The sequence below is a fragment of the Streptomyces sp. NPDC039462 genome (assembly GCF_055639375.1).
The window spans coordinates 2,557,877-2,578,558 of the sequence record NZ_JBVKAO010000001.1; the positions used below are offsets into that span (position 1 = coordinate 2,557,877).

Below are 20,682 nucleotides of genomic sequence, written 5' to 3' on the forward strand. Positions count from 1 at the left end.
GAGACGACGGTCAGGCTCGGCCTGCCGCGAGCGGCTCGGCCGGCTCCTCGGTGCTGTCCGGCGGAGTGGGCAGGGGACCGCTGCGCAGCAGTACGGCGGCCACGATGGCGCCGAAGACCAGGGCGTAACCGGCCCAGCAGAACACCGCGGCGTAGCCTTCGAGCGCCGCTTGGCGCAGTTCGCCGGGGGACGGCCGGCCCTGGACGTTGCCCGCCAGCCAACTGGCGGTCTTGTCTGCGGCGATCGTGTTGAACAGCGCGGTACCGACGGCACCGCCGATCTGCTGCCCGGTGTTGACACACGCCGAGGCGACCCCGGCGTCCTTCGGCGCCACCCCCGAGGTGCCGGTGTTCGCCACGGCGGAGTAGATCAGCCCCGTGCCGATGCCGATCACGACGAGCGGCCCGAGCAGAGCCCCGGCGTAACTGGAGTCCACCTCGATGTACCAGAGCCAGCCCATGCCGATCCCGCTGACCACCAGGCCGGTGGGAATCAGTGGCCTGGGTCCGAACTTGGGCACCAGCTTCGAGCCTCCCACGCCGGTCACCAGGATGGTGCACGCGACCGTCGGCAGCATGGCGCAGCCCGCGACGACGGCCGAGTAACCCAGGACGGTCTGCATGTAGTAGACGAGGAAGAGCAGCAGGCTGAAGAAGCCGGCCCCGACGAACAGCATCGTGAGGTAGGCGCCGCCGCGATTGCGGTCCACGACCACCCGGGGCGGCAACAGCGGATTCCCGGCGCGTGTCTGCCACACCCCGAAGACGCACAGCAGCGCGGCACCGGCCACGAGGAAGCCCCACGTCGAGGCCAGGCCCCAGCCGTCCTCGGCGTTGGCGAAGCCGTAGACCAGGCAGAACATACCGCCGGACGCGGTGACCACGCCCGGGACGTCCATGCGGGCGCCCGCCCTGGGCTGCTTGGTCAGCAGAGTCACGCCGCCGATGAACGCCACACCGGCGAAGAGCAGGTTGATGTACATGCACCAGCGCCAGTCGAGACTGTCCGTCAGCGCACCGCCGATGATCAGCCCCAGGCCGCCACCGGCAGCCATCACACCGCCGACGGCACCGAAGGCCTTGCCGCGCTCCTTCGGGTCGGTGAAGGTGGTGGCCACCACGGACAGGCAGGCAGGCGACAACAGTGCGGCGAAGGCTCCCTGGAAGGCCCGGGCCGTCACCAGCACGCCGAAGCTGTCCGCGGCACCGCCGACGGCGGAGGCGATCGCGAAACCGGCAAGCCCGATGAGGAAGGCCTGCTTGCGGCCGATCAAGTCGGTCAGCCGCCCACAGAACAGGAGCAGGCTTCCCAACGGCAGCGCGTACGCGGTCACGACCCACTGCCGGTCGCCGTCCGAGAAGCCGAGATCTTGCTGCGCGTCCGGCAGCGCGAGGTTCATCACGGCCAGGTCGAGGCCGACCATGAGGTAGGCGCAGCAGATGACAGCGAGGACGAGCCAGCGTCTGGGGTGCGCGGCCGGTGTCGGATCCGCGGCTGCTCCGGAGTGCGGCCCGGCTCCTCCCGACTGCGGCCTAGCCGCTGAAGCTGCGCTCTGTGTTGCCATGATCGTCCCTTTCTGTGGGGCTGGTTGGTGTCCGGGCCTTCCGACGAGGCGGGGTCGCGGAATGTGCGACGGGAGGAGGGATGGGGCGGGCGACGGCACAGTTCGGGGCGCGGTCTCGTCGTACGACTAAGAGAGCCGCCATCAGCGATCCGCCATCTGGCAATTGGCGCCCGCCATCTGTCATCGAGGGAGTCGACAGGACCATGACCACCACATCCGAGCCGGAGCACGAGCACGCCGACGAGAGCCTGAACGCGCTCATCAGCGAGCGGCGACAGGTGACGAACCTCGCCTACCGGCTGCTGGGCTCCCTGACCGACGCCGAGGACGTCGTGCAAGAGACCTACGTACGCTGGTACGCCATGTCCCAGCAGCAGCGGGACGAGGTCGAGTCGGTCGGCGGCTGGCTGACGACGGTCGCCAGCCGCATCTGCCTGGACATCCTCCGCTCGGCCCGGGTCCGGCGTGAGCGCTACACGGGCGACTGGCTACCCGAGCCGCTGCCCGACCTCACCGAGAGGGGCACGGGGCTGACCGAGGGGGCGACCGTCGACCCTGCCGATCGCGTCACGCTCGACGAGTCGGTCAGCATGGCCTTCCTGGTCGTCCTGGACTCGATGACCCCGGCCGAACGGGTCGCGTTCGTCCTCCACGACGTCTTCCGCTACCCCTTCGCCGACATAGCCGAGATCCTCGGCCGCACGCCGGTGGCCTGCCGTCACCTGGCCTCCTCGGCCCGCCGCCGGATCCGAGCCGCGCAGCCTCCCGCCGCCCCGGTCACCCAACAGGCAGGCCTGGTCCGGGCGTTCAAGCAGGCATGGCAGGCGCAGGACATCAAAGCGCTCGTCGCCCTGCTCGACCCCGACGTCAAGGCGATCGCCGACACCGGCGGCCTGGCCAGCACCTCCGGCCCCGCCGAGGACGCCGAGCACATCGCGCTCGGCTTCATCGACGTCGCCCGCAGGCTGTCCGGCCTGACGATCCTGGAGCGCATGGTCAACGGCAGGCCCGGCCTGGTGGCGCAGCGGGACGGAGTCACCGTGACGGTGGTGGCGTTCGACGGCACGGGTGACCGGATCACGCACATCTGGGCGATACGCAACCCGCACAAGCTGCGTCTGTGGGCGGCTCAGTCGCCGCAGGATTGACTGAGGTCCGGCTCCGCCACACCCCGCGGACTGGCTCCGCCGCACCCCGCGGACTAGAGCCAGCCGGCCCGCACGCTGGTCACCGCTCCCGAATCCATGCCGCCCCCCGGAAGGCCGAGGTCACCGGCCCATACCCGCTCCAGCATCCGGCGGACGGTGTCCACGATCTCAGGGGCAGCGGTGCGGAGGCCGTCTGCATCGACCGGCGAGATCTCGTCCGGGGAGATGCCGGCCTCATCCAGCAGGCTGGAGAGGTCGGTGAGCTTCCCGGTCAGCCACGCCAGCGGTTCGTCGGACAGCTCCTCGACGAAGGTCCGCGGGCCGGGTTCCCAGCCGACGATGTCGGGGTGGTGGTGTGTGCGGTCGAATGTGTTCGGGGCGGCGTTCGCGTCTTGGAGGAGATCCACCCGCCACAGGGGGCGACCGATCGTGATGGGGCGTGCCGAGTACATGGAACCCGGCAACTCACCACTCTCGAAGACTCTCAACTCCAGCCGCACCCCGCGCTCGGGGGACTCCTGTCCGCGCAGCGGGTTGGGGTTCAGAAAGTAGAGGTCACTCACCACGACGCCGACCCGCTCAAAGGCCAATGCGTACAGCACGCCAACCCCCAGGGCTCCTCGTGTGACAGGCGAGTCCTGTCCTGCCGAGCCTACGGAAGCCCAACCCCGCCACACGCTCCAGAACCGGCCAACGACACGACGGGGTCACGGGGCGTCACGTAGTGCCCGTTTGAGGTCGATCTGCCTTATGTCTTCCTTCCACAAAGCGTGCCGTCGCTGCGCCGGGACAGCGAGAAGAATCTCCTCGTGGTCCCATAGGCGGAGCATTGCCTCTTTCCTGAGGAGGGAGCGCCGTTCCGACGAGAGGTTGCCGAGGCGGGCGATGAAGCGGTTGAGATCATCGACGAGCCGCAAGGCCTCCACCGCCTCGTGTGCCTCGAAGTTCTCCGCCACCTCACTCTGCACTTTCGCGACATGCTTCGTGATGCTGTCCGCAGGCAGGTCGATGACCTTGTCCGGGTCGTGATAGTCGGGCCCGCCGAACGTCCAGCCCGCCGTCCCGGTGCCGCTCGGACGGGCATGGATATCTCGTTTCCACTGCAGGACAGTCCGATTCCCTTTACTGCTGTTGCAACTCCGGCACGCCGGAACGATGTTGCTGACGTCGTCCCGCCCGCCACTGTCCATGGGAATCACGTGGTCTATACCTTCGGCCAACCCCCAGGAGCAGTAGGTGCAGCCTCCTGCGTTGGCTTCAAGGGCAGCTGCCCGGGCGGCACGGGAGAGCGATCCGCTTGCGCTGGGTTCCATGGCGCGCAGTATGACCGCTACCACTGACAGTCACTGTCGGCCTTCACGCTCTGCGTGGCGGACAGGAACGGCACGGACGGGATCAGTAGTGGCCTTCGCAGGGTTCGCTCAGCGTTCCGTCTTCTCCCACGGTTTGACCCCGAGCTTTCCGGTGGTTCCGAGGTCGAGGTTCGGGGTCACCGTCACCGGGGCGGCACCCGTCTTGGCTCGAACCCGGACATGGGGCACGTTCACCGGTGTGCCGAGCTCGGTGGTGTTGCGCCAGACCAGGCTCGCGGTCGCCGACTCGCCGGGCTTGAGCGTGACGGGGCGAGGCTCCTTGTCGGGCCCCGCGCCGGTGGTGATCTCGCTGCTGCCGTCGAGGATCTCGATGCCGTCGACGGGCTTGAGGCTGTCGTCCAGGAGCTCCAGCAGCGGGTAGCCCTCGACGGTGTAGTCGCGCGTGCCGCAGTTGTCGAGGTGCAGGCCCACGACGCGCAGTCCCATGGCCGCGTCGCCCTTGTCGGCGGTGACCCGGATCCCGGAGGTGGGGCACGTGCCCGATTCGGGCGGCGCCTCGCTCGCGGGGATCTTGGCGACTTCGAGCACCTTGGCCTGCGCCACTCGCGGCGTGGTGGGCGGCAGTTCCCCGGCCTGGACCGTGCCCCGCACGGTCTTCCCGGGGCGGACATCGCGCACGGTCACGGTCTGGTTGGTCACGGCCCCGCCATCACTGCTCAGGAAGGTGAAGGTGACCGAGTAGGTCAGAGTTTCGACGCTCTTGTTGGTGACCTCGTAACCGGCGCTGACCCCCGAGTCCGTCGCGAGGCTGTCGGCGGAGACCGAGTAGCTGCGGGTGGGCGAGGGGGAAGCCGACGGGAGGGTCAGCGAGGTGATACGTACGCCGTCCTTGCCCGGATCGTCGACCTGCGTACGGGACGGAGGCTCGGCCTCGACCGCGCCGCCGTCCGCGTGCTCCGTTCCGCAGGCCGTGAGCAGCAGAGCGGTCGCGGCGAGAGCCGACAGGAGGGCGGGGGTGCGGGTGCGAGCCGGGCGGAGGGGGGCGGGTATGGGCATCCGGTCATCTGATCAGGGTGCGAATGCTACGCATGTGATGGAGGCCATAGTTCCAGTCACAGGGGTGTCACAAGTTCGGCCTCGCCCACGCCATGCCCCACGACGGGATCAGACGGTGAGGACGAGCTTGCCCTGGAGGTGACCGCTGTCGAGCAGCCGGTGCGCGTCGGCGACGCGCTCGAACGGGAACGTCTCCTGCACGTGGACGCGGAGCCCGCCTTGTTCGACGAGTCGCACGAGACCTCGCAGGGCGACCGGATCCTGGTCGACCGCGATGCCGCTGAAGCGCATGCCGGCCGCCTCGTACCTGGCGATGAGCGCCGAGTCCTCCTCGGCCACCGCCGTCACCAGGTGACCGCCCGGGCGGAGCACCGCGAGTGACCGCTCGACGGTGTCGCCCCCGATCGTGTCGAGCACGAGGTCGACGTCGCGAACCGCCTCGGTGAAGTCGACCGCCGTGTAGTCGATCACCTCGTCGGCGCCGAGCCCCTCGACGAACCTCCGCTTGCTCCGACCGGCGGTGGTGACCACATGCGCGCCGAGCGCCTTCGCGATCTGGATCGCGACGTGGCCGACCCCGCCGCCACCGCCGTGGACCAGGACGCGGTCGCCCTCCCCCACGCCGCCGAGGTCGACGAGACCCTGCCACGCCGTCAGCCCGACGATCGGCAGCGCCGCCGCCTCGACGTGCGAGAGCGACGCCGGCTTGCGTGCCAGGTGCAGCGCCGGCGCCGACACGGCCTCGGCGTACCCGCTCGCCGCCCGCGGGAACAACGGCATCCCGAACACCTCGTCGCCGGGTTTGAACCGCCAGGTCTGCGGCGCCTGATCGACCACGCCGCTGATGTCCCAGCCGAGGATGAACGGCGGCCGGCCGATCAGCGGAAACTCGCCGGCGCGCAGGCGTGCCTCCAGCGGGTTCAGTCCGATCGCCTTGACGCGGACGAGAACCTCGGTCGGGAGGGGCCGGGGCTCGGGCGCGTCCACGACGGTGAGCACCTCGGGACCGCCGAGCGACTGCTGGGTGATGACGCGCATGGTTCGCATGACTCTCCTGGCTCGCATGACTCTGCTGGCTGTGGAAGGGGGGAGAGACTCAGGCTAGATTTCCGAAAGGAACCAGCAGGTACCTTTGGCGCCATGAGCGGTTTCCGTCCCGGTGACCCCTTTCTCGCCGACTGCCCGGCGCGTCTGGCGGTCGAGCTGATCGCCGACAAGTGGACGGTGGTCGTGCTCGCGGGCCTCAGCAGGGGGCCGGTGCGCCATGGCGAGTTGATCGAGTTGATCGGCGGCATCTCCCGCAAGGTGCTCACCCAGACGCTCCGACGGCTCGAGGCGCACGGACTCGTCCGCCGCCAGGCCTACGCCGAGGCGCCGCCCCGCGTCGAGTACGAACTCACCCCGCTTGGCGCGACGTTGATCGAACCGATCCACGTGCTGACCGAGTGGGCGAGGGCGAACGGCGACGCGGTGCTCGACGCGCTCGACACCGATCCCGGGCCGGTCACCCACAGCGACTGAGGCAGGCCCCCGCCCTTCATGACAGGGCGCCCCAGCGAGGCCTCGCAGCCCGTTTCGGCCCGAGCATGGGCGGCGTAGGATGATCGAACTGCCGCGCGGTTGATCACCGTGTGCGCGGCGTCCACGCGGCCGCCGCCCCTCTGCCGTGGAAGGTGTACGGACCCCGATACCCCTGCGGCTCGGAGCATGTGACGGAGGCGAATGTGCTGATCACTGTCGCGGACGTGGAAGCCGCAGCCGAGCAGATCACCGGGCACGTCATACGGACCCCGACGGTGCCGAGCCCCGGCCTTTCCGCTCTCCTGGGCGCGCATGTCACCGTGAAACTGGAACTCCTGCAGCGCACCGGCTCCTTCAAGGCACGCGGCGCGACGGCAAAGCTCCTCACCCTCACCGAGGCTGAGCGCGCCGCCGGGGTCGTAGCCGTGAGCGGGGGCAACCACGCCATCGCGACCGCGGTCATGGCCGGAGCGTTGGACATCAAGGCGACCGTCGTCATGCCACGGTCCGCCCCCGGCCACGCCGTGGACGTCGCCGAGGCTGCCGGGGCGAGCGTCATCCTCGCCGACACCATGGACGGCGCGTTCTCCCTCGTGGACGAGCTCCAGGCCAAGGGGCTCACCCTGGTCCATCCCTTCGACGACCCCGTCGTCATCGCTGCCCAGGGCACGGTCGGCCTGGAGTTCGCGGAGGATGCCGGGGAGATCACCGACGTACTCGTCAGCATCGGCGGCGGGGGACTGATCTCCGGGGTCGCCACCGCGCTGCACGCGCGCCGCCCCGGTGTACGGATCTGGGGCGTGGAGACCGAAGGCGCGGGGGCCATGTCGGAGGCCCTGGCCTTCGGCGGGCCGGTGCGGGCCGAACTGTCCTCGATCGTCTCGACGTTGAGTGCCCCCAGCGCCTCACAGCTCACCTACGAACACGTCTCGGCGCTGGTCACCGACGTCCTCACGGTGACCGACGCCGAGGCAGTGCAGGGCACCCTCGACCTGGCCGACCACGCGAAGGTCTGGGCCGAGCCGGCCGCCGGATGTCTGCTGCCCGCGGCACGCCAGGTCCTGGAGCGCGTCGGTGAGGGTGCCGGGCTAGGCTTGGTGGTCTGCGGCGGCAATGCGACGACCGCCGATGTGACCGCCTGGGCCGACCGATTCGGACTGCGCTGACCCGCTGTCGGGCTCCCCTTGAAGGTGTGTCCTTCGTCCTTCCTTCACGTGGCCCTATGGGGTGATCTCGGGGTTTCTGGCCAGGATGTCCTCGGTGGTCTGCCAGAGCCGGGGCAGAAAGCGGCTGACTTCTTCGGCCCGGCGGAGGATGTCCTGGGTGGAGCTGATGCCGAGGTCGGCGACGGCTGCCTGGAACGGTGGCGCGAGGGACGCGTGGAGTCGGGGAGCGTCGGCGGCCAGGACGGTGTGGCAGCGGGCGAAGGTTGCGATGATCCAGAAGACCGCCTCGCGGTGGTCACCGGCATCGATGAGGGCCTGACTTCCGTCGATGGCGATCGGCCGTGCGGCGGGGGTGATGTCGCTGCTGAAGAAGAACGGCGTCTTCGCCACCCGGGCGGTGGCGTCGAACGTCGCGGCGAGTTCGTGCAGATGGTGCTGGACGCGATGGGGGGACAGGTGTGAACAGCCGAGGAGGTCCAGGAGAGCCGGGTAGAGGTCGAGGTGGCCGTACGCGGCGAGGACCTCGCGCGCGGCCGGGTAGCGCAGGCGGACGGTGGGGTTCCGCAGGGCAGCGGTGAGAAGCACGTGGCAGGTCACGCCCGTGGGGAACAACCAGGCGGCCACCTGCTCGTGGAACGGTGCCGAGGTGTCGATCGCCGCGAGCCGGGATTCGACCCGGTGGCGGGCACCCTGGCACCGGCGGCGAACCCAGGGCAGGGCGGCGAACCGGGGCGAGATGTGTGCGTGCAGCCTCTGCAAATGGCCTGTGGGGTCATCGATGACCGTGTCGGTGCGGAAGCTGCCGGCCAGATAGTAGGACGCGAGGACCGCGTCGGGTGAGGCGAGCTCGGCCCAGGGCAGGTAACTGACTTCCAGCAGGGCACCCTGGTGGCGCAGCTTCCCCGGCTTGACCGGCGGTCTGTCGGCGGCGGTGACGACCGAGATGTCGACGTCGGACGAGGGCGCCAACTCGGCATCGTCCGGTAGCCCGACGGTCGAGCCGCTGAAGTACGCGCCCCGATAACCGGCATCGGTCCGGGCATACCGGGCGACCCACTGACCTGCGGCGAAACGTGCCGCCCCGACGTTCACAGACACATTCCCCCTACCGGCGAGGCCACGACCACATCCGGCCAACCTAACAACGGCGTGGCGTCGGTTTCCGGGCAATCGAAATGCCCCGTTGAACGCACTACCGCACCCCGCCGTATGAACTCAGTGACACCCGGCGGCCTAGGTCAGGCCGCCCTCGCTGCGCGTTCCGGCTCGTCGAGTGAAGGGAATCCGAGGACCCATGCCTCCTGAGATCGTCAGTCGTCAAGGCGCCCTGGCCGGAGAGCGGTTCCGGATCGGCACGAAGCCCCTCACGTTCGGCCGCAAGCCGGCGAACGACGTGGTGATCCGCGACGTGAGCATCTCGCGGTTCCACGCCGAGGTGCGCCGTGAAGGGCACGGCTTCATGCTGTACGACCTGGGAAGCAGCAACGGCACGTACGTCAACGGAGAACGCGCCACCTCCCACGTGCTGCAGCCCGGCGACCTGATCACCATCGGCAAGGAAACGTTCCGCTTCGAGGCGGCGGATCCGATGGAAACCATCATCGACCTCTCCGTGCTCCAGGCGCTCACACCTCCCCCTGCCGAGCAGCCGGTGCCGGTGCTCAAGGTCACGGTGTCGGGCGGCGGCCCCGTCGGGCTGGCCTTCGCCCTGCTGCTCGAATCCCTTATGGGCCCCCGGGTCGCCATCACGGTCTACGACGGTCGCTGGACCCGGGCCGGAGACAGGGTCGTATGGAAGGACGCGAAGCAGGGCAACGTCCGGCGGCAGCAGGTCGTCACGGTCCAGAGCCGCCAGTATCTGGGCCTTCCCCAAGAGGTCCGGACGAGGCTGTTCAGGGACGGCGCGTACAGCGAGATGTGGCCGGCGGGCCCGGACTCGATCGATGGGCACAACCCGAGGAACATCCGTATCGCCTACGTCGAGGACACCCTCCTCGAAATGGCCAACGAGAAGCCGGACCGCATCCGCCTCGTCCCGGAGCGGTTCGACGCGCTCCAGCACGAGCAGACCGCGTCCGCAGATCACGTGCTCGCCATCTGCGAAGGCGGCCGTTCCCGGACACGCGAGCACTTCGCCGAGAAGTTCGGGCAGGCCGACAAGTCCATCTACTCCCTGGAAGGCGCACATCTCCAGGACGTCGTGCTCGGCCTGAAGGTGAAGTCGCGGCTTCCGGATCCGATGTCCGTGCTGCTGACCGTGGCGCAGAACCGCTTCCTCCTCAACTCCCTGCGCGGTGAGGGCTTTCTCAACATGCGGCTGACCGACGAGGAGGCGAAGGAAGTCGTGGGGATCGACCCCGTCCGGCGGGTGTTCGAGGAGTGCGTCGCCTCACGCCCGTGCGTGATGAACCGGAGCGAGGACGGCGACTTCTGCTGCGACACCCACAGCACCCTCTTCCTGCCCGCCCTGGTCAAAGGCTCGGCGCTGTGGAAGAGGGTCAAGGAGGGCTTGGCACTCTTCGCCGTCCCCGAGTCGGACCTGACCGCCGTCACCGCGTTCCGGCTCGACATGGTCCAGCGGCCCCGGTTCACCGCACGGCTGTATCCCAGGACATCCACCGGCCCCGGCACCTACGGGTTCCTGCTCGGGGACGCCGCCAACGCCATCCACTTCTGGCCGGGACGCGGCCTCAACAGCGGCTGGGGATCGGTCATCTCGCTCGCCCGGTCCCTCAGCGGCACCTGGCGGGGGCGCCCGTTCCGCGACGCGGACTTCGTCCGCCACGAGGCGGCCATGTCGATGCTCCAGTACCGGCACAAGAGCCGCGCCTGGAACTCCATGATCACCACGGATGAGCACGGAGTGACGCGGGCCATCAAGGACAAGATCCAGGAGAGCATCTCGGAGTCCCTGGAGCAGGGGCGTGACCTGGACCGGGAGGCCGACCTCGGAGCACTCATGACGCAACTCCGCACGATTCGCGCCCGCTTGGCGCCCCGGGTCCCCGGCATGCCGGACGACGCGACACTCCTGAAGCACCTGGACACGTTGCACAGCCGGACCCTGTACACCTTGGTCCGCAGCGGTGCGTGGGACACACAGATCGTGGGCGGCGAGGAGGTCGACATCGACATCTTCTACCCGGCGGAGCGGCTGGACTCGTCCCCGGAGCGGTCGGTCTCTCCCTCCGGATGCGCCCACGATTCCGAACGTATGGCCGAGCCGGGCCCGCCGGAACCCGGCCCGCCGCTCCGGATCAGCACCCAGAGGGTGTGAACGTGAGCCGCATGCGTACCCGGCCAGGCGCGTCCGATCAGGGCCACGCCGTGGTGAGTGGTTCAGGGCGTGAGCAGAGTGCGCAGGTCGATGACGCGATAGTCCCGGGCGGTGATCGCGTCGAGGATACGGGGCAGGGCCTGGGCGTCGATGACCTCGGTGCGGCCCTGCGACGCGCCGACGTGCATCTGCAGGATCGCTCCCGGCCGCAGGGCGTCCAGCGCCCTTTTCACCGCGCGGTCCACCGTCATCCCGCCTTCGGTCCCCTTCCATCCGTTGGTGTCGGCGGTGTACTCGATGTCTGCGAACCCGAGAGCGTTGACTTCCCTGATGTGAGCGGGACTGGTCTCGCCGTACGGGAACCGGAAGAACGGCGTCACCGCCCGGCCCGCCCCGGCCGCGCGAAGCGCCGCGTCCGCCGCCACCACTTCGTGCTGTCGTCCCGCCTTGCCCAGGTCCTTGAAGTAGGGGTGGCTGAAGGAGTGGTTGCCCAGCCCGTGGCCGGCCGCCGCGATCTTCCTCACCACCGTGGGGTGGCGCTCGGCGAAGTCGCCGGTCAGAAAGAACGTGGCGGCCGCGCGACGGCGGGCGAGCTCTCCGAGGATGCTGTCCAGGCCGGCGTCGTTCCAGGCCGCGTTGAACGTCACGGCGACCACCCGATCGCGCGTACGGATCACCCGGTTCTCCGAACCGAACAACGCTCGCAGTCCCTTGCCGTCCGCGGTCGCCGCCGGATGCGGCGTGACGGCCTCGGCCGGCCGGGCCGCCGGACTCTGCGCGAGGGTCGACAGCAGGACGGCGGACAGTCCGACGACTGTCCCGAGCAGGCGCCGGGCGAGAGGGCGGCGATCCCTGATCACGGATGGTGAGTGCATGTCCCAGCCATCGGCCAACCACGCCCCGCCCTTGAGCGCGTTCTCAGGCGGGGCAGCGGCTCCGGATCGGCTCCTCGTGCTCGGCGCGGTTGCTCGGCGTAGTTGCTCAGCGCAGTTGCTCGGCCAGGCCGACGATGATGCCCTCCGGGCCGCGGACGTAACAGAGCAGATGGCTGTCCTCGAACCGGGCGATCTCTCCGACGAGGTCGGCGCCGTGCGGGCGCAGGCGGGCAACGGTGTCCTCGAGGTCGTCGACGGCGAACATCACGCGGTGCGTGCCCAGGATGTTGTGCGGCTGGTTTCGCGGCCCGACGCTGATCGCCGCGGGGTTGCGGTACTTCGCCAGTTCGAGCCGGCTGTGACCGTCGGGGGTCTTCAACATCGCGATGTCACAGCGGACGCCGTCGAGTCCGGTGCACTGGTCGGCGAAGAGGCCCTCGACCTCCGTCCTGCCCTCCAGCTCCATGCCCAGTTCCCCGAAGAACGCGATGGCGGCGTCCATGTCCTCGACGACGATGCCGACGTTGTCCATCCGCTGAATCGCCATGCTGGTTTCTCCTTGTTCCTCGTACGGCCGGTGGAGAGGCGTATCGCCGGAGAGTAGCGCCTGGGAGAAGCCCCCCGGGGAGAGCGAGTCGACGACTACGCTTCCCGTGTGGGCAGCACGGAGATCTGGGACAGGTTGACGTGTCGCGGGCGTCCGACGGCGAAGGCGATGAGTTCGGCCACGTCGTCCCCGGAGGGGATGCCCTCGATGGAGCCCACGGCCTCCTGGACGGCGGCGCTGATGGCCGGGTCGTCGATGTGGTCGCGCAACTCCGTGTCGACGGCGCCGGGTTCGATGTTCGTCACGCGTACGTCGGCGGGGCTGAGCCGGGCCCGCAGATTGCGGGAGAGGTGGCTGAAGGCGGCCTTGGAGGCGGCGTACCCCGCGAAGCCGGGCAGGACGGACTGGGCGGCCGCGGAGGAGATGTTGACCAGGTCCGCGTGGCCCCGCTCGGCCGCTGCCGCGAGCAGGTCAGGGACGAACACCTCCACGACGGCGAACGCGCCGGTGACGTTCACATCGATCATCCGCCGCCAGTTGGTGCCGACGGACCCGTCCCCGTCCAGGACGTCGGGCAGGGCGAGGCCGGCGTTGTTGACGACGAGATCGACGCGGCCGAGGCGGGCGTGGATGCCGGCGGCGGCCGCGGTGAGTGAAGCGGGATCGGTCACGTCGGTCGGCAGGGCGAGGGCGGTGCCGCCCGCCGCCTCGATCCGGGCCACGTGCTCTTCCAGGCGGTCGGCGCGCCGGGCCAGCAGGGCGACGCGCGCGCCCTGCGCGGCCAGCTGGCGCGCGGTCGCCTCACCGATACCGCTGGAGGCTCCGGTCACGACGGCCACCCGGCCCGTGAGGGGGCGGGCGGGGGAGGCGGCCTGCTCGGTGGCCTCGGTGGTCTGGGCGGTGACGGTCATGGTGGTCTCCAGGAAGTGCTGAGTGCTAAGTGCTGGGTGCTGGGTGCGTGTGCACACCGCGTTCGGTGCGAGGCCCTTAGGCGCCTTGCGGTGCCTTGCAGGGCCCTGCGGTGCCTCGCGGTACCGACTCTGAAGGAGATCCACGCGCCCACCCAGGGCTCCGCTCGACCCTGGGTCTGGCAGAACCACCCTGTGACGGACACTTGATCCATGGACTTCCGCACCGAGCTCTCCGCGTTCCTCCGTTCCCGCCGCGCCCGGCTGCGACCGGATGACCTCGGCGTACGCCCGTTCGGCGGCCGCCGACGCGTCCCCGGCCTGCGTCGGGAGGAACTGGCGGACCTGGCAGGGGTGAGCGTCGACTACTACATACGGCTCGAACAGGGCCGCACCCACAACGTCTCCGACGCCGTCCTGGACGCCGTCGCCAGGGCCTTGCGCCTGGACGAAGCCGAACGCGCGCACCTGGGCCACCTCACCCGCGCCCTGCGCCACCCGGCCTCCACGCCCCCCGACCCGCAGCCGGTCAGGACAGGCGTGCAGGTGCTGCTCACGGCGCTCGGCGAGGTGCCCGCGTACGTACTGGGACGCCGACTGGACATCCTGGCCTCCAACCGGTCGGCCCGGGCGCTGTTCACCGACTTCGACGCCCTGCCGCCCGGGCAGCGCAACGCCGCCTGGCTGATCTTCCTCGACCCGGCCGTGCGCGGCCTGTACCCGGGCCGGGAGGTGTGGGAGGAGACCGCGCGCGGCACTGTCGCGGCCCTGCGCATGGACCTGGGCCGGCACTCCTGCGACGACCGGCTGTGCGACCTGCTCGGCGAACTGTCCGTGCGCAGCGAGGACTTCCGCGCTCTGTGGGCCGAGCACCACGTCGGCGAGCACGCCCACGGCATCGAGCGCCTGCGCCATCCCGCGGCCGGTGAGCTGACCCTGCGCCGCGAGACGCTGCGCCTGCCCGACGAGGGCGACCAGTGTCTGGTCACGTACGCGGCCGAACAGGACACCCCGTCCCACGCGGCCCTCGCCGCCCTCGTGGCGCCTCAGCGCTGCGGTGCCGGGAACGCCACGGGGCTGCGCAGGCCGGAGCGGCCGACCGCGCGTACGCCGAAGAAGACGTTGTCCTTGGACAGGTCGACGGTGTGACGGGTGGCGTCGCCGACGTCGATCACATGGGTCCAGTCGGTGTCGGTCGTCTCGCGCCACACGACTTCGTACCCGGTGAGATCGGCCTCGGTGCCGCGCTCCCACACCAGCTCGGTCTCGTTGGTCAGCGCGGCGGTGAGGATCTTCGCGCCGCGCGGGGTGCCGGGGGCCTGGGCGAGGCTCCACAGGGCGGCGGCGTTGACGCGGGCGACGCGCGCGACGAACGGGAAGTCGCAGAACTCCGGCAGGTCCCCGTACTGCTTGCCGTCCTCCACGCGGACGTCCTGGTGCTGGTGGGCGAAGTCCTCGGCGGGCTCGGTGAACCGGGCGGCGGGGTAGGCGCGTTCGAGGAAGGGGATGTGGTCTCCGCCGCGCAGGTAGCGGTCGCGGCGGTACACGACGCGCACCCGCATCCCGGTCGCGTCGTTCGCGGCCACGTCCTTGACGAAGCGGGCGAGCTGGCGGGCCGGCGAGTCGTTCTCGCCGCCCACCGAACGTCTGACGGCGGCCTCCTCCGGTGTCTCTGAGGAGGGCACGCCCTCCGCGAAGAGGCGGATCGTCCGCGGGTCGCGGGTGCCGTCGTCGGCGGTGGAGCTGCCGACGATGTCGTTGGTGAACATCCCCTGGACGTCGGCCTTGCGCTGCTTGAACTGCTCCGCCATGTGCGCCGCGCCGAACAGCCCCTGTTCCTCGCCCGCGACGGCCGCGAAGACGAGCGTCGCGCCGACGCGTCGGGTCGCCATGACGCGTGCGAGCTCCATGACGACCGCGACCCCGGAGGCATCGTCGTCGGCTCCGGGCGCGTCGCTCGTGAAGTCCATGACGTCACTGGCGCGCGAGTCGTAGTGCCCGGAGACGACGTACAGGCGGTCGGGGGACGCCGAACCGCGCAGGGTGGCCACGACGTTGGTGATGCGCGTCGGAGCGGGGACGCGCGGGCCCGGTTCCTGGACGTACGACTGGAGCTCGACGGTCATCCGCCCGCCTGAGCGCCGCGCGTGGCGCCGCAGCTCGGCGAGGATCCAGTCGCGGGCGGCGCCGATGCCGCGTACGGGGTCGTCCTGCGAGGACAGCGTGTGCCGGGTCCCGAACGCGGCGAGCCGCCGCACCGTCGCCTCGATGCGCCGGTGGTCGATCTCCCGCAGGATCGCGCGCAGTTCACGTGGCGGTTCCTGGGCCGTGAGTCCGCTGCCGTCACGCGCGGCGGCGGGGCCCGTCTGCAGGCCGACGGCTCCGGCCGTGGTGGCGGCCGCGGCCGCGGCCAGGACGGTACGCCGGGAAGTGCCCGTCTGCTGCGACATGCGGCCCATGGTCATGGACATTCCAACGAGCCGCAAGGGTGCGTTCTCGTCCGGCTCTTCCTCATCCGGTACGAGCCGTGTTCACCGAATCCGGTACGAGCCGTGTTCACCGATGGGCGGCCAGCACTGCCGCGAGGCCCTCTTGCAGATCCTTGACGAAATACCCGGGAACCTCCAGCGACGGGAAATGTCCCCCTTTCTCGGGCTCCCTCCATCGGACGATCTGCCGGTACCGCTCCTGCGCCCAGGGGCGCGGACACTTCTCGACGTCGCTGGGATACATGGTGAGTGCTGTCGGGACGTCGACACGGAGTTCGGGGTCCAGCGAATTGTGGCTCTCGTAATAGATGCGGGCCGCCGACGCACCGGTCCGCGTCAGCCAGTACAGGGTGACGTTGTCGAGAACGGTGTCCATGGAAATCGTCTCGAACGGACTGTCTTCGGTGTCCGTCCATTCGGCGAACTTGTCGAGGATCCAGGCCAGCAGACCGACCGGTGAGTCGACGAGTGAGTAGCCGATGGTCTGCGGCCGGGTCGCCTGCTGCTTCGCGTACGCCGCGCGATGGCGCCAGAAATCGCGGGTGTCCTCGGCCCACGCGCGCTCGACCGCCGTCAGCCCGTCCGTCGTCGCCCCGGGCGGCGCCTCCGCGAACGTACTGTGGATGCCGAGAACGTGCGCCGGGAACCTGCCGCCGAGAACCGTGGTGATATTGCCTCCCCAGTCGCCGCCGTGGGCCGCGAACCTGCTGTAGCCGAGCCTTCCCATCAGTTCCACCCAGGCGGCCGCGATCTTCTCGGTTCCCCACCCCGTGCTGGTCGGCTTGTCGCTGTAACTAAATCCTGGCAGCGACGGAACCACGACGTGGAAAGCCGGCGCGTCCGCGTCCTGCGGATCCGCCAACTCTTCCACTGCGTCGACGAAACGGACAATGCTGTCCGGCCAGCCGTGCGTCAGGAGCAGAGGAGTGGCATCCGCGCGCGCGGACCGGCGGTGCAGAAAGTGAATTCCCAGGTCGTCAATGGTCGTACGGAACTGACCGATGCGGTTGAGGCGCTCTTCGAACGGCCGCCAGTCGTATCCAGTGCGCCAGTAGTTCACGACATCGACGAGGTCGGTGAGCGGAACACCCTGTTCCCATCGGCGAGGGCCGGGCGCGGCGCCATGGACCGTCTCGGCCTCCGGTAGGCGCGCCGCGGCCAGTCGCGCGCGGAGATCGTCGAGTTCGGCGTCGGTTGCGTGGGTTTCAAATGCTTGTACGTCGCTGGTCGGACGGGGCATGAGACCTCCTGGCCATCGCGGAACCGGCTACGATCTATCGCGAACCGGCTATGACGGTTCTAGCAGGACTCCGAGCCGCGCTGCAACCGGCTAAGGTGGTTCCATGTGTGTCGCGTTCCCTGACTTCCGCCTCGGCAATGTGCTGGCGACCAGCTTCACCGGGACTCTGTCGGAGCGTCATGGCGACGCTGTGGAGCGCATTCCAACGCCAGACCGGCTCGTCGACTGGCTGGCGGTGAGCGGCCTCGCCGTGGACTCCTGCACCCCTGCCCAGCTCGACCTCGCCCGGGAGCTGAGGGAGTCGATTCACGCCGCCGCGACTGCGGCCGCGCTCCAGGACGCTCTCCCCGCTCCTGCTGTCCACGTCATCAATGACCGCAGCACCCAGGGGCGTGCCGCGGCGATCCTGACGCCCGAGGGCAAGCGGCGTTGGCAGCTCGGCTCGGCTTCCCGCGTGGAGGATGCCCTCAGCGTGATCGCCGCCGACGCGGTGAGCATCATCGCGGGCGAGCGAGACGGAAGGCTGGCTCTGTGTGCATCGCCGACCTGCCGAGCCGCCTTCTTCGACACCAGCCGAAGTCGCACCCGCAGATGGTGCGACATGAACACGTGCGGGAATCGTCAGAAGAAGGCGCGCTTCAACGCCAACCAGCGCAAGAAGCCCGGCTCGGCTGACTGATCATCATCTGCGGCGCGGGGGAGCCTCTCTGCTCGCGGCTCCAGTCTTCGGCCCGCTGACTACTGCTGTCCGCAGCGTTGGCCTGTTCGCAAGTTCGCGGTGGCGGCGGCAATCACGGTGCTCAGTCTGTCCCGCGCGTCCACCAGAGCGCCGATCCGGCCGTCGATGCGATCCCGTTCCGCCGAAAGCCGGTCGAGCAGCTCGGGCGTGGCCTCACCGTTCACGACGCACGGCAACAGATCCGCGATCGACTTGCTCGGCAGCCCGGCCGCGTACAACTGCTGGATCAGCCGGACACGGTCGACCGCGCTGTCCGGGAACTGCCGCTGGCCGCTGGGGCTGCGTCGTGAGGTGAGCAGATTCTGTTCCTCGTAGTAGCGCAGCGCCCGGACGCTGACGCCTGTTCTGGTGGCGAGTTCACCGATACGCATCATGTCTCTCCGATGTGAGCCGGGCCACTCTGCTTGCCTCTGACGTCAACGTCAGGTTTTAGCGTATCCCGTGACGGCTCACCTCCTCCGTGAAGGCGAGGAGCAAGGCCGTGCCCCCCTGCCCCGCCTGCCCCCCCTGTGCGGACAGCATCGCCATCGGAAACGCGAAGGAAGACCCGCCCATGCCGGCATCAGACGCGGTGGCCACGAACGCCGCCATCACTGCCCCCGCCCTCACCTCTGCCTCCGTACTCCTCCCCGCCCCCGTCGTCTCGGTGAAGCCAGTGATGCTGGAAGTGCCGGGCCGCGGTGAGGACTTGCGGGTAAGGATTTCCGCGCCGACAACCGGGAGCGAACTCCCGGTCGTCGTCTTCTCACACGGCTTCGGGTCGTCATCGGACGGCTACGGTCCTCTGGTCGACTTCTGGGCTGCTCACGGTTTCGTGGTGATTCAGCCCACCCATCTCGACTCCAGGACCGTGGGTCTTGCCCAGGACGATCCCCGCACACCGCGGATCTGGCGTCTCCGTGTCGAAGACGTGAAGCGCATCCTTGACCGGCTCGATCTGCTGGAGGCCGCCGTTCCCGGTCTCGGCGGACGCCTGGATCGAAGCCGCATCGCCGCGGCCGGACACTCCTTCGGCGGTCAGACGGCGGGCAACCTGCTGGGTCTGCGCGTCCTCGATCCGGTGAGCCAGAAGGTGGAAGACCTGTCCGACCCGCGGATCAAGGCGGGCGTGCTGCTCGCCACGGCCGGTAGGGGCGGAGCCGACCTGACACCCTTCGCGGCCGAGAACCTCCCGTGGTTGAAGGGGCCGGACTTCACGCGCATGACCACGCCGACCCTCGTGGTCGCGGGGGACAGGGACGACCTGCGGGTGTCCGTCCGAGGGCCGGAGTGGCTCACCGACCCCTACCACCTGAGCCCGGGACGCAAGAGCCTCCTCACTCTCTTCGGGGTGGAGCACTCCCTCGGCGGAATCACCGGCTACGAAGTCCGGGAGACGACGGACGAGAATCCCGAGCGCGTGGCCCTGATCCAACGGGTCACCTGGGCCTACCTCCGCCACGCACTCGGTATCGAGGACGCCGACTGGACGGCAGCGCAGAAGGCGTTGTCGGAGAGCGCCGCCCCCATGGGGCGCATCGAATCCAAGTGCGGACGTCCACTCAGGTGAGGAGTTGCGCGAGCCGGGCCATCTCGGCGGGCGGGTCGACCACGGGCTGGATGAGGAGTTCGTCGACGCCGGCCTGTTCCAGGGCGGTGATGCGGGTGAGGAGGTCGTCGCGGGTGCCGACCAGGGCCAGGGCGTTCATCAGCGAGGGCAGAACCAGGTCCCGGTCCTGCGGCGCGATGCGGCCGAGGTAGTCGGGGTAGAGCTTGATGTGCCGGTCCGGCGCGGTGGGGGTAGTGCCGCGCCGGTCGAGGAGCCGTCGCACCGCATCGCGTTCCTCGGGGCCGAGTTGCTCGAAGAACGGGGATGCGTCGGCGGCTGTGTCGGCGGCGAAGGCCAGCAGCGACAGGACGAGGTGACCCGTCGCGTCCCGGGCCGCGTCGCCGTCGGGATCCTCGTCCTCGTCGAGCAGGTGGAGCGAGGTGAGCACGTAGGACTTCGCCCGGGACTCCATGGGGGAGTGCGTGGGGGAGTCGGGGTCGCGGCGCGCGTCCTGGGCGGCGTGGCGGCGGGTTTCGTGCAGCGCGTGCCAGGCGGTGGGGTCCAGCATGCCGACGGAGATGAGGCCGGTGCCGCGGCGGCCGGCGACGGCGGCGGCCTTCGGACCGAGCAGCGCGGCCACGACGAACTCGATCGGGTCCGCGGTGTTCACCTGCGCCCCGGCGTGCAGGAACCGGATGTCGCGGATCCGGTCACCTTCGCGGTACTCGGTCGAACGTCCGGCGCACAGGTCCTGCAGTGCAGCGGTGAATCGCTCCAGCCTGGCCGTCGTGGTCGGCCGCATGCCCAGGGTGCGCCGGGCGGTGTTCCCGGTGCCGACGCCGCAGCTGATCCGGCCCGGTGCCAGGGCGTTGAGGCTGGCGAGCCCGCTCGCGGCGGCCGGGGCCGAGCGCAGCGCCGGTGAGGTCACGCAGATGCCGAGCCTGATGCGGCTGGTGGCCTTCGCACACAGGCTCAGGGCGACGAAGGGGTCGCCGTGGACCATCGGGGTGTCGTTGACCCAGAAACTGTGCAGGCCCAACTCCTCGGCCCGCACGGCGAGTTCCTCCACACCGGGCCGCGCGGCGACAACGACGCCTGCACGCATCAAACCTCCAAGGCATGAGGATCGACTCGAACCTGCTCAGCATGGCAGGTCCCGGCGCGGAGCCGCTGTGGAATCGCGTCATCTTGTGGCCCGGCACGCTCGCACTGGGGTATCGAAAACCGGCCAGGTCTGCCTTCACCGCTTCGACCCGGCAGGTGACCGCACCCCGAGTTCGTCGTAGGTTCAGACGTCCGGCGTCCCAGTCC

At 69.7% G+C, this 20,682-nt stretch carries 20 protein-coding genes; 7 read left to right on the top strand and 13 right to left on the bottom strand.

What is annotated here, in order from left to right; genetic code table 11:
• Positions 1–10: 10 nt before the first annotated feature.
• Positions 11–1,564 (bottom strand): MFS transporter, encoded by a 1,554-nt coding sequence (locus ACZ7LU_RS10550; protein ID WP_471916408.1) that lies wholly within the window; start codon positions 1,562–1,564, stop codon positions 11–13.
• A 203-nt stretch (positions 1,565–1,767) separates the two neighbouring features.
• On the opposite strand from ACZ7LU_RS10550, the gene sigJ reads away from it, so the two are divergent.
• A complete protein-coding gene (sigJ, locus tag ACZ7LU_RS10555; RefSeq protein ID WP_468084945.1) occupies positions 1,768–2,712 on the top strand; it encodes an RNA polymerase sigma factor SigJ in 945 nt (314 codons plus the stop codon).
• A 53-nt stretch (positions 2,713–2,765) separates the two neighbouring features.
• Here the strand turns inward: sigJ and ACZ7LU_RS10560 are convergent, their stop codons facing one another.
• The 4 genes from ACZ7LU_RS10560 to ACZ7LU_RS10575 form a co-directional block, all read right to left on the bottom strand.
• The gene (locus ACZ7LU_RS10560) at positions 2,766–3,314 is read right to left on the bottom strand and encodes a hypothetical protein (RefSeq protein ID WP_398311553.1); all 549 of its coding nucleotides are present in this window, start codon (positions 3,312–3,314) and stop codon (positions 2,766–2,768) included.
• A gap of 105 nt (positions 3,315–3,419) precedes the next feature.
• Positions 3,420–4,025: an HNH endonuclease signature motif containing protein gene (locus ACZ7LU_RS10565; RefSeq protein ID WP_471916409.1), complete on the bottom strand. Its 606-nt coding sequence runs from the start codon at positions 4,023–4,025 to the stop codon at positions 3,420–3,422.
• 108 nt (positions 4,026–4,133) lie between these two features.
• The gene (locus tag ACZ7LU_RS10570; RefSeq protein WP_471916410.1) at positions 4,134–5,081 is read right to left on the bottom strand and encodes a DUF4232 domain-containing protein; all 948 of its coding nucleotides are present in this window, start codon (positions 5,079–5,081) and stop codon (positions 4,134–4,136) included.
• 108 nt (positions 5,082–5,189) lie between these two features.
• On the bottom strand, positions 5,190–6,119 hold the full coding sequence (locus tag ACZ7LU_RS10575; RefSeq protein ID WP_471916530.1) for an NADP-dependent oxidoreductase: 930 nt from the start codon (positions 6,117–6,119) through the stop codon (positions 5,190–5,192).
• Between the two features lie 102 nt (positions 6,120–6,221).
• Here ACZ7LU_RS10575 and ACZ7LU_RS10580 point away from each other — a divergent pair, with 102 nt between their 5' ends.
• Positions 6,222–6,602, top strand: coding sequence for a winged helix-turn-helix transcriptional regulator (locus ACZ7LU_RS10580; protein WP_471916411.1), 381 nt, complete (start codon positions 6,222–6,224; stop codon positions 6,600–6,602).
• A 206-nt stretch (positions 6,603–6,808) separates the two neighbouring features.
• On the top strand, positions 6,809–7,768 hold the full coding sequence (locus ACZ7LU_RS10585) for a threonine/serine dehydratase (protein WP_471916531.1): 960 nt from the start codon (positions 6,809–6,811) through the stop codon (positions 7,766–7,768).
• A gap of 54 nt (positions 7,769–7,822) precedes the next feature.
• On the opposite strand, the gene ACZ7LU_RS10590 is transcribed toward ACZ7LU_RS10585, so the two are convergent.
• Positions 7,823–8,860 (bottom strand): hypothetical protein, encoded by a 1,038-nt coding sequence (locus ACZ7LU_RS10590; protein ID WP_471916532.1) that lies wholly within the window; start codon positions 8,858–8,860, stop codon positions 7,823–7,825.
• Between the two features lie 202 nt (positions 8,861–9,062).
• Between ACZ7LU_RS10590 and ACZ7LU_RS10595 the strand changes: the two genes are divergently transcribed.
• Entirely contained in the window at positions 9,063–11,045 is a 1,983-nt protein-coding gene (locus tag ACZ7LU_RS10595; protein WP_471916412.1) for an FHA domain-containing protein, read from the top strand.
• Positions 11,046–11,107: 62 nt separating this feature from the next.
• On the opposite strand, the gene ACZ7LU_RS10600 is transcribed toward ACZ7LU_RS10595, so the two are convergent.
• The 3 genes from ACZ7LU_RS10600 to ACZ7LU_RS10610 form a co-directional block, all read right to left on the bottom strand.
• Positions 11,108–11,905: a polysaccharide deacetylase family protein gene (locus tag ACZ7LU_RS10600; protein WP_471916413.1), complete on the bottom strand. Its 798-nt coding sequence runs from the start codon at positions 11,903–11,905 to the stop codon at positions 11,108–11,110.
• Between the two features lie 121 nt (positions 11,906–12,026).
• A complete protein-coding gene (locus ACZ7LU_RS10605) occupies positions 12,027–12,467 on the bottom strand; it encodes a VOC family protein (protein ID WP_471916414.1) in 441 nt (146 codons plus the stop codon).
• Positions 12,468–12,562: 95 nt separating this feature from the next.
• Positions 12,563–13,378, bottom strand: a complete 816-nt coding sequence (locus ACZ7LU_RS10610; protein WP_471916415.1) for an SDR family oxidoreductase — start codon at positions 13,376–13,378, stop codon at positions 12,563–12,565.
• Positions 13,379–13,588: 210 nt separating this feature from the next.
• Here ACZ7LU_RS10610 and ACZ7LU_RS10615 point away from each other — a divergent pair, with 210 nt between their 5' ends.
• A complete protein-coding gene (locus ACZ7LU_RS10615; protein WP_471916416.1) occupies positions 13,589–14,524 on the top strand; it encodes a helix-turn-helix transcriptional regulator in 936 nt (311 codons plus the stop codon).
• Here ACZ7LU_RS10615 and ACZ7LU_RS10620 read toward each other — a convergent pair.
• Both ACZ7LU_RS10620 and ACZ7LU_RS10625 read right to left on the bottom strand, forming a co-directional pair.
• On the bottom strand, positions 14,422–15,825 hold the full coding sequence (locus ACZ7LU_RS10620; protein WP_471916417.1) for a M20/M25/M40 family metallo-hydrolase: 1,404 nt from the start codon (positions 15,823–15,825) through the stop codon (positions 14,422–14,424). The two genes, ACZ7LU_RS10615 and ACZ7LU_RS10620, sit on opposite strands and share 103 nt — an antisense overlap.
• A 106-nt stretch (positions 15,826–15,931) precedes the next feature.
• Positions 15,932–17,104: an epoxide hydrolase family protein gene (locus ACZ7LU_RS10625; protein ID WP_471916418.1), complete on the bottom strand. Its 1,173-nt coding sequence runs from the start codon at positions 17,102–17,104 to the stop codon at positions 15,932–15,934.
• Positions 17,105–17,207: 103 nt separating this feature from the next.
• On the opposite strand from ACZ7LU_RS10625, the gene ACZ7LU_RS10630 reads away from it, so the two are divergent.
• Positions 17,208–17,783 carry a CGNR zinc finger domain-containing protein gene (locus ACZ7LU_RS10630; protein ID WP_471916419.1) on the top strand — a complete coding sequence of 192 codons (576 nt, stop codon included), beginning with the start codon at positions 17,208–17,210 and terminating at the stop codon, positions 17,781–17,783.
• A gap of 59 nt (positions 17,784–17,842) precedes the next feature.
• Here the strand turns inward: ACZ7LU_RS10630 and ACZ7LU_RS10635 are convergent, their stop codons facing one another.
• Positions 17,843–18,214 (bottom strand): MerR family transcriptional regulator, encoded by a 372-nt coding sequence (locus ACZ7LU_RS10635; protein ID WP_471916533.1) that lies wholly within the window; start codon positions 18,212–18,214, stop codon positions 17,843–17,845.
• Between the two features lie 287 nt (positions 18,215–18,501).
• Here ACZ7LU_RS10635 and ACZ7LU_RS10640 point away from each other — a divergent pair, with 287 nt between their 5' ends.
• A complete protein-coding gene (locus ACZ7LU_RS10640; protein WP_471916534.1) occupies positions 18,502–19,392 on the top strand; it encodes an alpha/beta hydrolase family protein in 891 nt (296 codons plus the stop codon).
• Here the strand turns inward: ACZ7LU_RS10640 and ACZ7LU_RS10645 are convergent.
• Positions 19,385–20,476 carry an LLM class flavin-dependent oxidoreductase gene (locus tag ACZ7LU_RS10645; protein ID WP_471916420.1) on the bottom strand — a complete coding sequence of 364 codons (1,092 nt, stop codon included), beginning with the start codon at positions 20,474–20,476 and terminating at the stop codon, positions 19,385–19,387. The genes ACZ7LU_RS10640 and ACZ7LU_RS10645 overlap by 8 nt on opposite strands.
• Positions 20,477–20,682: the final 206 nt, after the last annotated feature.